Below are 13,117 nucleotides of genomic sequence, written 5' to 3'. Positions count from 1 at the left end.
CGCCGGGGTACAGGTCGGATATGACCAAGTTCGGCTATACCTTGATGACCGAGCAGAGCGGGCCCAAAGACCTTGTGCGGTATGCGCTTTCGGCCGAAGAACGCGGCTTCGACTTCGAGGTCTGCAGCGACCACTTCTCGCCGTGGCTGATGTCTCAGGGGCACGCACCGAATGCGTGGGCGGTGCTGGGCGCGGTGGCGCACGCCACCCACCGGGTGGACCTGTACAGCTACGTGACCTGCCCGACCATGCGGTATCACCCGGCGATCGTCGCGCAGCAGGCGGCCACCGTGCAGATCCTTGCCGACGGGCGGTTCACCCTGGGGTTGGGCAGCGGCGAGAACCTCAACGAACACGTCGTCGGCAAGGCCTGGCCGACCGTCGAGCGCAGGCAGGACATGCTGCGCGAGGCCATCAAAATCATCCGTGAGCTGTTCGGCGGCCGGCTGGTGAACTGGCGCGGCGAGTACTTCCAGGTGGACTCCGCGCGGCTGTGGGATGTGCCCGAGGTGCCGGTCCAAATCGGGGTGGCGGCCAGCGGCGCCAACGGCGTCGAGAAATTCGCCAAGCTCGCCGACCACCTGGTCGCGGTGCAACCCGATGCGGACCTGGTGGGTGCGTGGCACGCCGCGCGTCAGGCCGCCAACGGCGCCGAGGGCGGTCGGGTGGTGGGGCAGCTACCGGTGAGCTGGGATCCCGACCGCGACGTGGCGATCGAACGCGCCCACGACCAATTCCGGTGGTTCGCCGGCGGCTGGGCGGTCAACGCCGACCTGCCGACGCCGGCCGGCTTCGCCGGCGCCACCCAATTCGTGCGCCCCGACGACGTCGCCGAGAGCATTCCCTGCGGACCCGACCTGGACGCGATCGTGGACGCCGTCCGCCCGTACTGGGAGGCGGGGTTCACCGACGTGGCGCTGGTCCAGATCGGCGGCGACACGCAGGAGCTGTTTCTGAAGGAAGCGGCGGAACCGTTGCTCGAGGCGCTGCGGGCCGCCTCGAGCTGAGCGCAAGTTTGGTGCGCTTCGGCAAGGGTATTCGGATGCCAACGCGGACGCGGGGCGGGACGCGTGACGGCTCCGCGTGAGCACGAAGGGATACATGATGTCAAACGAATTGCAGGGCAAGAGAATTGCCATCCTGGCGGCCGACGGGGTGGAGAAGGTGGAACTCGAGCAGCCGCGCGCCGCGCTCGAGGAGGCGGGCGCGGAGGTGCAGCTGCTGTCCCTGAAACCCGGTGATATTCAGGCGCGTAACCACGACCTGGAGCCCGCGGGAACCTTCCCCGTGGACCGGGCTGTCTCGGATGTTTCGGTCGACGAGTTCGACGGCCTGGTGCTGCCCGGCGGCACGGTGAATCCCGACAAGTTGCGCCTGGACCGCTCGGCGGTGTCGTTTGTGCGGGACTTCGTCAACTCGGGAAGGCCGGTCGGCGCGATCTGTCACGGTCCGTGGACCCTGGTGGAGGCCGGGGTGGCGGTCGGGCGAACACTCACGTCGTATCCGAGCATTCGCACCGACCTTCGCAATGCGGGTGCTCACGTGGTGGACGAAGAGGTCGTGGTCGACGAAAACCTGATAACGAGCCGGTCGCCCGCCGACCTGCCCGCGTTCTGCTCGACGGTGGTCGAACAGCTCGCCAGAACCTCGGCGCACGCGTGAATCGGGCGCAGCGTTGACCGCCACCTATCCGGATCTGCGGCCGGAGTTGCTCGTCGCCGAGACCGGCCGGCCGGATGACGTGTACCCGCCGCAAGAGGACTCCCGGCTGCTCGTCGACACGATGCACCGCAGCGGGCTGATCCCGCGCCGGCGGGTGCTCGACCTGTGTGCCGGCAGCGGCTTCGTCGCGATAGCGGCGGCCGAAATGGGTTGTGCCAGCGTCACCGCCTTCGACATCTGCCCGCGCGCGGTGCGCAGCTCCCGGGGCAACGCGGCCGTCGCGGGGGTGGAGATCGACGTCCGCGAAGGCTCCTGGATCGGGGCGCTGAGCTGCGAGCCCTTCGAGGTGGTGGTGTCCAATCCGCCCTATGTGCCGGCACCGCCCGACGACGACACCGCGGCGATCTCGCCGAGCGCCGGGCCGTCGTGGGCATGGAACGCCGGCCTCGACGGGCGGCTGGTGCTGGATCCGCTGTGCGAGTCGGCGTCAAACCTGTTGTGCCGCGGCGGATCCCTGCTGCTCGTCCACTCGGCACTGGCCGGTGTCGGCCAGTCGCTGGACTCGCTGCGGGCAACCGGGCTGGAGGCCGAAGTCATTGCCTCCCAGTGGATTCCATTCGGACCGGTGCTGTCGGCGCGGGCGGCCTGGCTGGAGGAGACGGGCCGGTTGCGGCGCGGCTGCCGGCACGAGGAGCTGGTGGTCATCCGGGCGGACAAGCCATGACCGCCACCCGGGTGCAAGTGGTGCCGAAAGGCCCGGTGCTGGTCTCCGGGCCGGTGCGCATCGAGACGCCCGACGGCCGCGTCGTCGAATCCGACCGGTTCATGGTGGCGATCTGTGCCTGCGGGCGCAGCAGGGAGTACCCGTTGTGCGACACCAGCCACCGGAGATGCCGGCGCGGCTAATCGATGCTAATCGAGCGGTCGCCGCAGCGACGCCTCGTCCCGCTTCCAGCGCGCCATGATGTTGTCCGCCAACCGATTTTCGACCACGGCGTGCGCGCGCATGCCGAAGACGACGTCGGGGTCCAGTCTCGGTTCGCGGGCGACGAGGTCGCCGACGACGTCGAGGCGCACCACCTGTTCGTGCACCGCGTCGGCCTCGACGTGCTCGCGGTAGAAGGCGATGCACTGTGGCGGCGCGTCCATCCGTTCCAGCGCCTGGACCATCCGCCGGGAGCCGGGCGGCGAGGTGATCTCCGTCGCCGCGAAATGCCCGATCGCGGCGCCACGCAATCGGCGGTGCAACCCGAACAGCGACATCAGGTTCACCACCGCGAGCGCTTCGGCACCGACGGCGTCAAGGTAGCCCAGATAGGTCGGATCCAGATCGGCGGCAACCAGCAGGTCCGCGAAGAGCTGCTGATGCAGCCGCGGACCCCGGCCGGCGCCGTACTCGTCAAATTCGACCGCCACGAACGCCGCCTTGGCGCCGCCCATCAGCCGCGGGATCGCCCACGCGTGCGGGTCGCCCTCCTTGAGGTGATACAGCGACCTGTGCACGAAGTATTCGCGCATCTGCTGCCAGGTCCCGCTGTCGCGCAGGTGATACGACGGGCCGGTCCCGTCGATGGGCTCGACGGAGATCGCGTCCATTTCCTCCGCCGCCGTGCGGCCGGGGTCGATCGGTCCGACGTCGCGGCGCACCCCCGCCAGGAAGGCCCGCTCGAGTTCGGCGCGCAGGTGCAGGAGGGGGGGATTCCACTCCCAGGTGGGATCCACGCCGGCAAACCCGCGGTAATGCAGCTCGTAGCACATGCACAGGGCCAGCTGCAGGTCCAGGCCGTAGGGATCGGAATCGCGCACGGATGTGCCGATGCGGGCGAGGTGGTCGTTCGACGGCGGTCCCGTCAACGTGCGGCGCACCGCCATCGACAACGGCCCATGGGCCGCCGGGAGGGCGGGTTCGACGGTGATCGATGCGCGGGTCACGCCTGTGTGGATACCACGATCGGGACGGGGCAAACGGTGCGCCGCCGTCAAACCCCCGCCGGGTGCAGACGGAAGCTGATGTCGACCGTCGTTCCGGTTGGGGAAGTGTCGATTTCCATCGCGTTGCTCAGGGCCCTCATCAGCACCAGGCCCCGCCCGCTGTTGCCCGGGTCGGCGGCCGGTTTCTTCCAGGAACCGGTGTCGGTGACTCGCGCCCGGATCTCGCCGTCGGTGGCCTTGGCCTCGAGCAGCATCGACCCGACGGGATGTCCGCGGTACGCGTGCTCGACGCAGTTGGTGCACGCCTCGTTGATCACCAGCACGATGTCGGCGGCTAACTCCTCCGGCACGTCGGCGCCCCGCAGCCAGCCGCCCAGCCGATGCCGGATATCGACCAATTGGTCTGCGGTGGCGATGCTTTCGATGCGCAACGGTGCCCCACCGTGCCGGTAGATCACCATCGCGACGTCGTCGTCATATCCGGCCGCCGGGGCCAGTTCGCGCAGCATCGCATCCGCGACGGCATCCAGCGGCAGCGTCATCGTCTCGACCAAAACGTCTGCGGCGCGGGCGATTCCGTCGTCGATCGACTCGTGCTTGCGCTCGACCAGGCCGTCGGTGAACAGCATCAGCGTCGAGCCCGACGGCAGCACCGTCGACGCCTGTGGGCGGGGCTCGTCCCGGCGGACGGCCAGCGGCACCGAGGTGGCGTCGGTCAGTACGGCCTTCTCGGGCTCGGAACCGGACCCGGCCCCGGCGACCACGGCCGGCATGTGGCCGGCGTTGCTGTACTGCAGCAGACCGGATTCGGTGTCTAGGACGGCCACGAAAACCGTTGTGCAGTAGGCGTTCGGAATGAGCGACGCCGCCGAGTCGAGTTGCTCGAGCAGCAGCGCCGGCTGGGCGCCGTTGATCAACAGCGCCCGCGCCGAGCTGCGCAGCTGGCCCATGATCGCCGCGGCGGGCAAGCCGCGGCCCACGCAGTCGCCGACGACGATGCCGATGCGGTGATCGCCCAGCGGCAGCACGTCATACCAATCGCCGCCGATCTCGAGCGGCGGGACGGCGGGTTCGTAGCGCACGGCAAACCCCGGCGGCGGCTTCACCGGCGGCAGCATCGCGCGCTGCAGGGTTAGCGACGTCTCGCGGGCGCTCTCGAACTGGCGGACATGCTGGATGGCCAGGCTGAGATGGCCGATGAGCACCGTCACCAGCAGCCGATCCTCGGCGCTGATCCAGCGGGGGGAGCCCAGCTCCAGCCACAACGCGACGTCGCCCGCACCGGACAGCACCGCGACCAGCCCCTGCGCCTTCCCGGGGGTGTCCGGCCGGTCGACCGTCTTGGCGGTCAGCGGCAGCTGGTGACGCGCATCCTGAAACGTGCTGCGCAGCCACGGATCAAGGTCGCGCCACGACGACTCGCCGGACTCCCCGGCGATCTGGACGGTCGGCTCCCCGTCGCCGTTCGGCCACGACACGGCGACCACGCGTTGGATGTCGATCGACGTCCGGCACTCGTCGAGCGTGATGGCCAGCAGCTCGGCCACGCTCTTGGCCACGGCCACGGCCGTGGCCAGGCGCAGCACCGCGCTTTCCCGCGCCGCGAACGCGCGCTCTGCGGTGATGTCCCGGATGGTGCCCACGAAAACGTCCCGGTCGCTGCCGGTTTCCTTGACGGCGTTGATGCTCACCGCCACCCAGGCGAGGCGGCCGTCTCGATGCCGAATCGGTGTCTCGTACTCGGCGCTGCCGCTGCTCATCACTTTTTCGATTTGTTGACGCGCCGTCTTCTTGTCGACCAGCCACGGATGGGGCCAGCGATACGGCAAACCTTCGGCGGGGTAGCCCAGGATGTCGGCGAACGCGTGGTTGATCTCGATCACCGCGCCCTCGTGATCGGCGACGAAGAACCCCTCCTGCAGCGAATTCACCAGTGCGGTGCGGAATTTGTCGCGGTCGGCGAGCCCCTCGGCGCGGGCGCGTTGTTCGGCGTAGCGCTTGGTGCCGTCGAGGAATCCGCGGGTTGCGACGTCGAGCGGGGCCAGCGTCTGCAGCAAGAAATCCAGCGCGACCGGCCCGTCAACCCGGATGTCCTTCGCGAGTTCGAGGACCAGCTCGACGTGGTGCTCGATGATGTCGAGCATGCTGATCTGCTCTTCCAGGGCCCGGCGGCCCAGCTCGTGGGCGACGGCCAGGCTGTCCTCGTCGCGGGTGTCCAGGTAGGCCCGCAGCGCGGTGACGTACTGGGCGTGAAAGTCGTCAAGGTTTGCGTTGGTCATGTGGTTGCTCCCCGGTGGCGCGCGGCGAGCACCATCGCATCATCGGATTCCTTGGCGTACTTGCCCAAGATCTCCTCGGCGATCGCTGTGGCCGTGCCCGCGAAGTCGAGGTGGTCCAAGTGCTCCTCGGTGATGCCGTCGGTCGCGATGACGAGCAGGTCGCCGGCGCGCAGCGGAATCACTTGCGCGGGCCTGATTTCCGGGATGCGGTAGCCGACGATGCCCGCGGCCAGCCGCGCGCTGGAGCGGACGTGGACGCCGGCCGCATCCTTGGCCAGCAGGTTGGCCGTGACGTTGCCAACCCCGGTCCACGTCAGCGTGCCGGCCGCAAAATCGACCCGCGCCAGGGTCATCGCGGCTCCTCTGGTGCCGGCCAACACGCGGTGGCACAGCTGGACCAAAACCTCGACCCGCTCGTTGCGGGCGTGCGTGAGCGCGTCGACGGCGCGCAGCGCCGCGGCGGCGGCGGCGGGGCCGTGGCCGAGTCCGTCCAGCACCCCGAACAGGGCGGCAGCACCGTCGATGTCGATCGCTAGGCCGCGGTCGCCGGACGTGTACTCGCCGGGCACCGGGCGGCCCGCCCTTGCCCATTCCATTGGCCCCAGCCGGCCGTGTTCATGCACGGCCGGGAACCCATTTCCACATTTCGATGACCGTCCCGCGGCCGCGCGCGGATTCCACGATCAACCGATCCATCAGGCGGCGGGCCCCGGGCAGGCCCATGCCCAACCCGCGGCCGGTGGAGTATCCGTCCTCCATGGCGCGCTCGATGTCGGCGATGCCGGGCCCGTCGTCCTCGGCGCGCACCACCAGGGCCTTGCGGCCCTCCCGGTCCTCGACCGCGACCCGCACCGCACCGCGACCTGCATAGCTGGTGATGTTTCGCGCGATCTCGGAGATCGCGGTCGCGATCATGGTGACGTCGGTCAGCGAGAATCCGAGGTCGAGTGCGAGCTGGTGGCCGGCTTTGCGGGCTTCGACGATGTCGTCGGGGTTATCGATGTCGACGACGATGTCAGCCTCCACCATCGCGCCCGATCGTCGATTTGCGACTCAGCAGGGCAAGGCCCTCTTCGAGGTCCAGGGCCGTGTTCATGTCATCGAACGCCAGACCCAGTTGGACCATGGCGAAGGCCACCTCTGGCTGCAAACCCACGATCACGGTGTCCGCACCGCGCAGTCGCGTCATGTGCGCGATCGTCCGCAGCGACCGGGCGGCGAACGAATCCATCACGTCGATGGCGGTGACATCGACGATGATGCCCTGCGCGCGGAACCGGCTGACCCGCTCCATCAGGTCGTACCGGAGCCGTTCGGTCTCGGAGTCGGTGAGTGCGGCCTGCACCGTCGCGATCAGAATCGCGCCCTGTTTCAGGATGGGGACTGGCATCGGGAACTCTGCTGATTGGGTCTACCCGGTGGTGTCGCCGGTGCGTGTGACTTCGTAGCCCAGCAGGCGTTCGGCCTCTTCGATACCGCCCTGCAGGTCGCCGACGGCGTTCATCTTCGACAGGTCCAGCCCGATCGTCACCAGCGTCAGGGCGATCTCGGAGGACAGGCCGGTGATGATGACGCTCGCGCCCATCAGCCCCGACGCGTCGACGGTCTGCACCAGGTGGTTCGCCACCGTGGAGTCGATGGTGGGCACACCGGTGATGTCGATGACGACGACCTTCGCGCGGTTGGCGCGGATGGCCCGCAGCAGCTGTTCGGTGACCTGACGGGCGCGCTGGCTGTCCAGCACGCCGATGATCGGCAGAATCAGCAGCTGCTCGCGCACCTGCAGCACCGGGGTCGACAGCTCGCGGATCGCCTCCTGCTGCTGGCGAATGATGCGCTCGCGCTCCTGCACGAAGGACACGCCCACGGTGTTGGCGATGCGGTTGGCCGCCGGCTCGTAGGCGTCCAGCACGCGGTTGAGCATCTCGAAGTCTGTCTGGTACTTCTCGAACAGGGAGCGGGCCAGCACGTCGCGCAGCAGCAAGACGATGCCGAGCACCTCGTCGGTCTCCACGCCCCGGGGGATGATGCGTTCCGACAGGTCGCGCGCATAGGCCTGCAGCGCCTCGACGCTACCGGTCTCGAGCACCTCGACGTAGTTGTCGTAGACGGCGGTGGCTTCGGAGAACAGCTCTTCGGGGGTCATGGCGGTGAGCAACTGCGCCTCGGTGATCCTGCGCGCCCATTCCTCACGCAAAACCGTCCGGTTCTGCCGCAAATGCTGCACTAGCTGCGGTAGCAGGCCCTCGCTGGAGATGCTGACCGTCTGTGCGGCGGTGCTGGTACTGCTGAAATCCGACGGCAAGTCTGACATCTGACCTCCCCATGTGCCGCGTCGCAGTGCGCACGTTCTATGGGGAGACTAGCCTGGATCGTCGCGGGGCAGGTGTTGAGGTCTTCTTCTTTCTCGCAGTTCGCAAAGCAGGTTAGGCTTGCACCACACTTAAGGCACTTAAGGCCCGGGACAAAGGATCGCCATTGTCAGCTCCTGATTCGATTACCACGTTGGTTGCGGACCACGATGGGGTGTCCGTGGTCAGCGTGAGCGGTGAAATCGACCTGGTCACCGCCCCGGCCCTGGAACAAGCCATCGGCGCGGTAGTCGCGGACGGCCCGACGGCACTGGTCATCGATCTTTCCGCGGTGGAGTTCCTCGGCTCGGTGGGGCTGAAGATCCTCGCGGCCACCTACGAGAAGCTGGGCAAGTCCGTCGAGTTCGGGGTGGTCGCGCGGGGTCCGGCGACCAGGCGGCCGATCCACCTGACCGGTTTGGACAAGACCTTCCCGCTGTACCCGACCCTCGACGACGCGTTGACCGCGGTACGGGAAGTCAACGGCTGACGTTCGGTCTCGTCGAGTCCGGCTCGCCGGGGCCGCGTCACCTCATCAGGGCGACATCAGGGCGACATTGCGCCAGAAGCGGGCCAGGCTCTCGGTGCCCCCGAAAAGCGTCGTGAAATTCGTGGAGTCGACCAGCACGATGTCGCCGGCGCGCCGGCCGGCGGGCGGCATCCAGATGAGCGCGTTGAACTCGGTGTTGCCCGCCTCGGTGAACGGATGGGGCCGGGTGGGATCGATTCGTTGCCGGCCGAGCACCCGCAGCGTGTCGCTTTCCGGCGCCGTGAGCTCGTAGTGCGGCAGGTGCGGGTGGAAGTTGAAAGTGGTTACGCCGTCGAGAAGTCCGGGCGCGTCAAGATCGGCGAACGCGGTCAGCGGAGCGATCTCATTGCCGCCTGGGACAACGGCGGGCCTTAGCCCCCACCTGTTGTAGACGGGAACGTCGAGGGCCTTCATCAGCGACCGGGTGTATTGGCTGAAGCGCTGCTGGCGCGGCACCAGCGGGTCGCCGTGGTGTAGGTACTCGACCTGGCGCTGCTCGGGGTCGTGGGTGAAGCCCACGTCGTGGTGCGGGGCCATCAGCAGGCAGGTGCCTTCGCGCTGCAGCCACGCCCGAATCGCTTCGGCCTCCTCCGGTCGCGACTCTTCTTGTCCGAGAACGTGATCCAGCCCGAAAACCATGAGGGTGTCGGCGTCGGCCAGCACCCGCTCGTCGATCGGCAGCTGGTATCCCGCCTGGTCGATCCGCTGGAAGACCGCGACCGGGTGACCGGTCACCTCGCCGGCGAGTTCCTGGAAATGCAGTGTCGAGCGGTGGAACAACTCCAGGGTCCCGGCGATGCCCTGCAGAAAGTGCGCCTCGTCCCACTCCGGCGTCTCGTAGTTCGGCCAGGCCACCCGGCGGACCTCCGTCATGGTGGAGAACCGGTTGTCCATCGCGGCGGGATCGCGTTGGGCCTCCCACGGATAGCTCCACGTCCAGTAGATGCTGATACGCCGGCGGCCTGGCGTGTGCTGACGGGGAAGGTGCGCCTGGTTGTAGGTGCGCGCGGGTGCGCTCATGGTGTCCTCGCAAGGTACTTGAGGCCGTTGATACCGGGAAGGAAGAAGTACGCGCCGCCGGTGAGCGTGGTGAACGCCGGCAATCCCTTGAGGACCTTGCGGATCGGGCGCTTGGGAATCTTGTATTCGAGTGTGCCGTCCTGTGTTCCGCAGATCGGATCGCGCTCGTTGCCCAGCTCGTGAAAGTTGCGGTCGTTGATCCACACGTTTTGCGCGAACTCGAATTGGCGCACCAGGCTGGCGCAGATGATGAACGCGGCGATGCCGCGGTCCGCGCCGTCGTCGTCGGCGCCCTCGGGAAGCGCCTCGCCGTACGTCGCGCCGCGGCGGATCATCCGGCGCCGGTTCATGTTGACCGTCGTGTCGCGCGGGTTCAGCCGGCGGATGTGGGAACCCAGCGGCACCGCGTACCCGAACGGGTCCGGTTCCTTGTAGTTGAAGTCGTTGTTACGCATGGGATCCGCGCCGAGCTCGGGGTCGTCGTGCTCGGGTGCGAGGACCAGCGGTGCACCGCTTCGCCACCGGCCCATCAGTTTCGCGGCAAGGAGGTCCTGCCCGTCCGGCGTGTCGGCCTGTTCCTTCAGGTAGTCGCGGAACAGCCCGACGTGCTCCCGCAGCCGCCGGTAGGCCATGTAGCTGCCGTTGCGCGACAATTCCTCGGGTTGAGGAAGATTCGGTATGTTGCCTTCCTCGTCGGGGTAGCCGAGGATGAATTCGCCGGGCTTCAGCGCCCCGCCGGAACCCGGTGTCGGCTCTTCGCCGCTGCCCTCGATCACCGGTTGGGACAATCGGTCCCGGAACCCGAAGTGATCGTGGGCGTAGTCGAACGGTGGCGTCGCGTTCAGGTCGAGGTAGGACAGCACCCGCACCCCGGGACAGCGTGCGACCAGATCATCGTGAACCGTCGTGCAGCGGCGGTGCTCGGCATCGTTGCGGGCGAACAGGATCGCGATCGCGTGCAGGTCGTCGCCGGCCAACCCGCCGCCCCAGTTGTCGGGGTGGTTCGCACCGGTGTCGCCCAGGATGTCCGCGCGCGCGGCCATGCCCTCACGGAATTCGTCCGGGAACGTGGCGAGCGAGTCCTCGGGAACGCCCAACGCCCGCAGGCCATTCCAGGTGAACGCCAGCGTGACCCAGCGGTCGCTGCTGTCCATCGTCCTGCGCACGTCGGCCGCCGATTGGGCCTTGTCCACCAGCTCGCCCAGCCAGGCTCGCCCTCCCGCCGGGTTGTCGAACGACAGGAATTCGTAGCGCCCCGTCATCGCCGGGGTGCGCGTCACCAGGATGTGCTGGATGTTGTCCAACTCAAGCATGCGCGAGCATCTACTGCATCTGGTCGAGCATGTCGGAGAACGCGGCCTTGAGGCGAAGCGCCTTCTTGATCTCGTCGGCCGTGACATAGGGATACTCCCCGTACTCCAGGAAGCTGGGGAATTGGTGCTCGCGCACGAACTTGATGAATGCCTCCGGGTTGGTCTGCCAGTCCTCGGGGAAGCCTTCCAGGTTGGTGAACACCGTGGTGACGCCCGACTGCGAAAACAGCTTGATCGCGTCTTCGGTGTACTTGTCGAAGTCGGTGTCGAAAATCCCCTGGTATTGGAAATGCAGTCCGAAGCCGACGTCGAACAGAACCCAGCGCAGGTAATGCAGCCGCAGCGGGGCCAGTAGGTCCGGCTGCGCCTCGATTGCCGCCTGGATCACCCTGCCGTACTCGCGGATCGCCTCCTCGCGCCCCGGCTTGACCTTCGCGATGATCGAGAACCCGTAGCAGGCGGGGGTTCTCGGGAAGACGGGCCCGTATCTGCCGCGCTGCAGCTCGAAGTAACCCTCCGCGGGGATGGCCATCGCCGCGGGCTTGGTCCACTCGTGCTCGATCGGCGGCATCGCCTCTCCCGTCTCCTCGATTCGCCCCCCGCTGGGCGGGACGCTACTACGCGAGTCTGGCTCCCGGGCCGTCTTTTACCCGGACGCGCGAGCGGGGCGCTCCCCAAACGCGGCGAGCGGTGCGATGATCACGGCCATGGACGTCGATCACCCGGAGGACGACCAGCGCTGGGATCGCCGGGAACGCGGCGAGACCGAAATCCAACGGCTCGACCGCAATTGGAACAGCCTGCTGCAGGAGTTGCGGGTGGTGCAGACCGGGGTGCAGCTGCTCACCGGATTTCTGCTCACGCTGCCTTTTCAGCAGCGCTTTGACGTGCTCGGCGAGCCCATGCGGATGGTGTATCTGGCGACGGTGGGGTTCTCGGTGGCCTCGACCCTGTTGCTCATCTCCCCGGTCGCCATGCACCGGATGCTGTTCAGGCGGCATCGCTTGCGGGTGTTGGTGTCGGCGGCGCACCGCTGCGCCTACGCCGGGCTGGCGCTGCTGGGCGCCGCGCTGACCGGGGTGACCGTCATCATTTTCGCCGCGGTGTCCGGTCGCGATGTGGGCTTCGTTGCGGGGGCGTGCGCGCTCGTCATGTTCGCGCTTTTCTGGTGGGTGTTGCCGCTGCTGCTGCGTACCCGCGAGAGGTAGCCGATATCAGCGGCGGGCCGCCAGCTCCGCGATGCGGGTGGATTCCAGATGGTCGAGGAGATCCTGCGGGTCCGCGAAGATCGGCGCGGCCCCGGCGGCCTGCAGTTCCGCGTCGGCGATGCCGCCGCTGCGCATCCCGATGCACGCCAACCCCGCGCCCGCCGCGGCGTGGGCGTCCCACACGGCGTCCCCGACGAACACGGCCCGGTCGGGGTTCACGCCGGCCCGATCGAGCGCAACCTGCACGATGCCCGGTTCGGGTTTGGCGGTGTCCACGTCGCGTGACGACGTCGTCTCGGCGATGACGTCGTCGCAGCCGAGCGCCTTGCGTAGCATCTCGAGCTCGTCGTCGGGCGCCGAACTGGCCAGCACCACTTGGAGCCCGAGCCCCGCGACCCGGCGCAGCAGCGCCTGCGCGCCGGGCAACGGTGCGAGCAGGGGCGCCGTTTCGCGGTAGAACCGGCTGTGTGCCTCGCTGATCCGGTCTTGCACGTCGGGCGGGGCTTCCCCGGTCGGGGTGTCGGACAGGCTGCGCACCAGCCGCGAGCCGTCCATGCCGATGCAGCGGTGGATCTGCCAGGCCGCGACCGCTATGCCCTCGCTGTCGAATGCCCGCTGCCAGGCGTAGACGTGCAGGTAGTTGGAATCGACGAGGGTTCCGTCCACGTCGAACAGAACCGCGGGGGGCCGGGCGGGTGTCATCGGTGCGGCATACCCGCGTTCCGCCCCGCCGACACGGGCCGTGGGCGGTTTCACGGCCGCCGGAGCGGGTAGGCCTGTCAGCGGATTCCGGGGCGGCCGTCCGGCGACGGCCGACGCCACC

16 protein-coding genes are annotated in these 13,117 nt (G+C 68.2%); 6 read left to right on the top strand and 10 right to left on the bottom strand.

Translation table 11 applies throughout. From position 1 onward, the window contains the following. Nucleotides 1-20: 20 nt before the first annotated feature. The 4 genes from OQ968_RS16025 to OQ968_RS16010 all read left to right on the top strand — a co-directional run bounded on the left by OQ968_RS16025 (nucleotide 21) and on the right by OQ968_RS16010 (nucleotide 2,568). Entirely contained in the window at nucleotides 21-1,007 is a 987-nt protein-coding gene (locus tag OQ968_RS16025; protein ID WP_324679546.1) for an LLM class F420-dependent oxidoreductase, read from the top strand. 97 nt (nucleotides 1,008-1,104) lie between these two features. Further along, complete coding sequence (locus OQ968_RS16020; protein WP_324679544.1) at nucleotides 1,105-1,662, top strand: type 1 glutamine amidotransferase domain-containing protein; 558 nt, start codon at nucleotides 1,105-1,107, stop codon at nucleotides 1,660-1,662. A gap of 13 nt (nucleotides 1,663-1,675) precedes the next feature. Beyond that, complete coding sequence (locus OQ968_RS16015) at nucleotides 1,676-2,386, top strand: HemK2/MTQ2 family protein methyltransferase (protein ID WP_324679542.1); 711 nt, start codon at nucleotides 1,676-1,678, stop codon at nucleotides 2,384-2,386. Next, on the top strand, nucleotides 2,383-2,568 hold the full coding sequence (locus OQ968_RS16010) for a CDGSH iron-sulfur domain-containing protein (protein WP_324679540.1): 186 nt from the start codon (nucleotides 2,383-2,385) through the stop codon (nucleotides 2,566-2,568). The genes OQ968_RS16015 and OQ968_RS16010 overlap by 4 nt, the downstream gene beginning before the upstream one ends. 6 nt (nucleotides 2,569-2,574) lie before the next feature. Here the strand turns inward: OQ968_RS16010 and OQ968_RS16005 are convergent, their stop codons facing one another. The 6 genes from OQ968_RS16005 to OQ968_RS15980 are packed head-to-tail and all read right to left on the bottom strand — an operon-like array spanning nucleotide 2,575 to nucleotide 8,187. Continuing rightward, entirely contained in the window at nucleotides 2,575-3,594 is a 1,020-nt protein-coding gene (locus OQ968_RS16005; protein WP_324679538.1) for an iron-containing redox enzyme family protein, read from the bottom strand. A 47-nt stretch (nucleotides 3,595-3,641) separates the two neighbouring features. Then, a complete protein-coding gene (locus OQ968_RS16000) occupies nucleotides 3,642-5,873 on the bottom strand; it encodes a SpoIIE family protein phosphatase (protein WP_324679536.1) in 2,232 nt (743 codons plus the stop codon). Then, nucleotides 5,870-6,496, bottom strand: a complete 627-nt coding sequence (locus tag OQ968_RS15995; protein ID WP_324679534.1) for a SpoIIE family protein phosphatase — start codon at nucleotides 6,494-6,496, stop codon at nucleotides 5,870-5,872. Before OQ968_RS15995 ends, OQ968_RS16000 begins: the two co-directional genes overlap by 4 nt. After that, a complete protein-coding gene (locus OQ968_RS15990) occupies nucleotides 6,489-6,899 on the bottom strand; it encodes an anti-sigma regulatory factor (protein ID WP_324679778.1) in 411 nt (136 codons plus the stop codon). Before OQ968_RS15990 ends, OQ968_RS15995 begins: the two co-directional genes overlap by 8 nt. Beyond that, nucleotides 6,889-7,263, bottom strand: coding sequence for an STAS domain-containing protein (locus OQ968_RS15985; RefSeq protein WP_324679533.1), 375 nt, complete (start codon nucleotides 7,261-7,263; stop codon nucleotides 6,889-6,891). Before OQ968_RS15985 ends, OQ968_RS15990 begins: the two co-directional genes overlap by 11 nt. A 21-nt stretch (nucleotides 7,264-7,284) precedes the next feature. Next, entirely contained in the window at nucleotides 7,285-8,187 is a 903-nt protein-coding gene (locus OQ968_RS15980; RefSeq protein WP_324679531.1) for an STAS domain-containing protein, read from the bottom strand. Between the two features lie 164 nt (nucleotides 8,188-8,351). Here OQ968_RS15980 and OQ968_RS15975 point away from each other — a divergent pair, with 164 nt between their 5' ends. Continuing rightward, a complete protein-coding gene (locus OQ968_RS15975) occupies nucleotides 8,352-8,714 on the top strand; it encodes an STAS domain-containing protein (protein ID WP_324679529.1) in 363 nt (120 codons plus the stop codon). Between the two features lie 45 nt (nucleotides 8,715-8,759). On the opposite strand, the gene OQ968_RS15970 is transcribed toward OQ968_RS15975, so the two are convergent. From OQ968_RS15970 to OQ968_RS15960, 3 genes are read right to left on the bottom strand one after another with little or no spacing between them, the layout of a single operon-like run. Then, nucleotides 8,760-9,773 carry a hypothetical protein gene (locus OQ968_RS15970; RefSeq protein WP_324679528.1) on the bottom strand — a complete coding sequence of 338 codons (1,014 nt, stop codon included), beginning with the start codon at nucleotides 9,771-9,773 and terminating at the stop codon, nucleotides 8,760-8,762. Next, a complete protein-coding gene (locus OQ968_RS15965) occupies nucleotides 9,770-11,086 on the bottom strand; it encodes a peroxidase (RefSeq protein ID WP_324679526.1) in 1,317 nt (438 codons plus the stop codon). Before OQ968_RS15965 ends, OQ968_RS15970 begins: the two co-directional genes overlap by 4 nt. 10 nt (nucleotides 11,087-11,096) lie before the next feature. Beyond that, nucleotides 11,097-11,657 carry a hypothetical protein gene (locus OQ968_RS15960; RefSeq protein WP_324679524.1) on the bottom strand — a complete coding sequence of 187 codons (561 nt, stop codon included), beginning with the start codon at nucleotides 11,655-11,657 and terminating at the stop codon, nucleotides 11,097-11,099. Between the two features lie 136 nt (nucleotides 11,658-11,793). Here OQ968_RS15960 and OQ968_RS15955 point away from each other — a divergent pair, with 136 nt between their 5' ends. Continuing rightward, nucleotides 11,794-12,294, top strand: a complete 501-nt coding sequence (locus OQ968_RS15955; RefSeq protein ID WP_324679522.1) for a DUF6328 family protein — start codon at nucleotides 11,794-11,796, stop codon at nucleotides 12,292-12,294. 6 nt (nucleotides 12,295-12,300) lie between these two features. Here the strand turns inward: OQ968_RS15955 and OQ968_RS15950 are convergent, their stop codons facing one another. Beyond that, nucleotides 12,301-12,996: an HAD family hydrolase gene (locus OQ968_RS15950; RefSeq protein WP_324679520.1), complete on the bottom strand. Its 696-nt coding sequence runs from the start codon at nucleotides 12,994-12,996 to the stop codon at nucleotides 12,301-12,303. Nucleotides 12,997-13,117 lie beyond the last annotated feature (121 nt).

This window comes from Mycobacterium sp. 663a-19 (genome assembly GCF_035616495.1).
In the GTDB taxonomy this organism is placed as follows: domain Bacteria; phylum Actinomycetota; class Actinomycetes; order Mycobacteriales; family Mycobacteriaceae; genus Mycobacterium.
The sequence above is the reverse complement of the archived record's forward strand: the minus strand, read 5'-3'. Positions and strand labels throughout refer to the sequence as shown.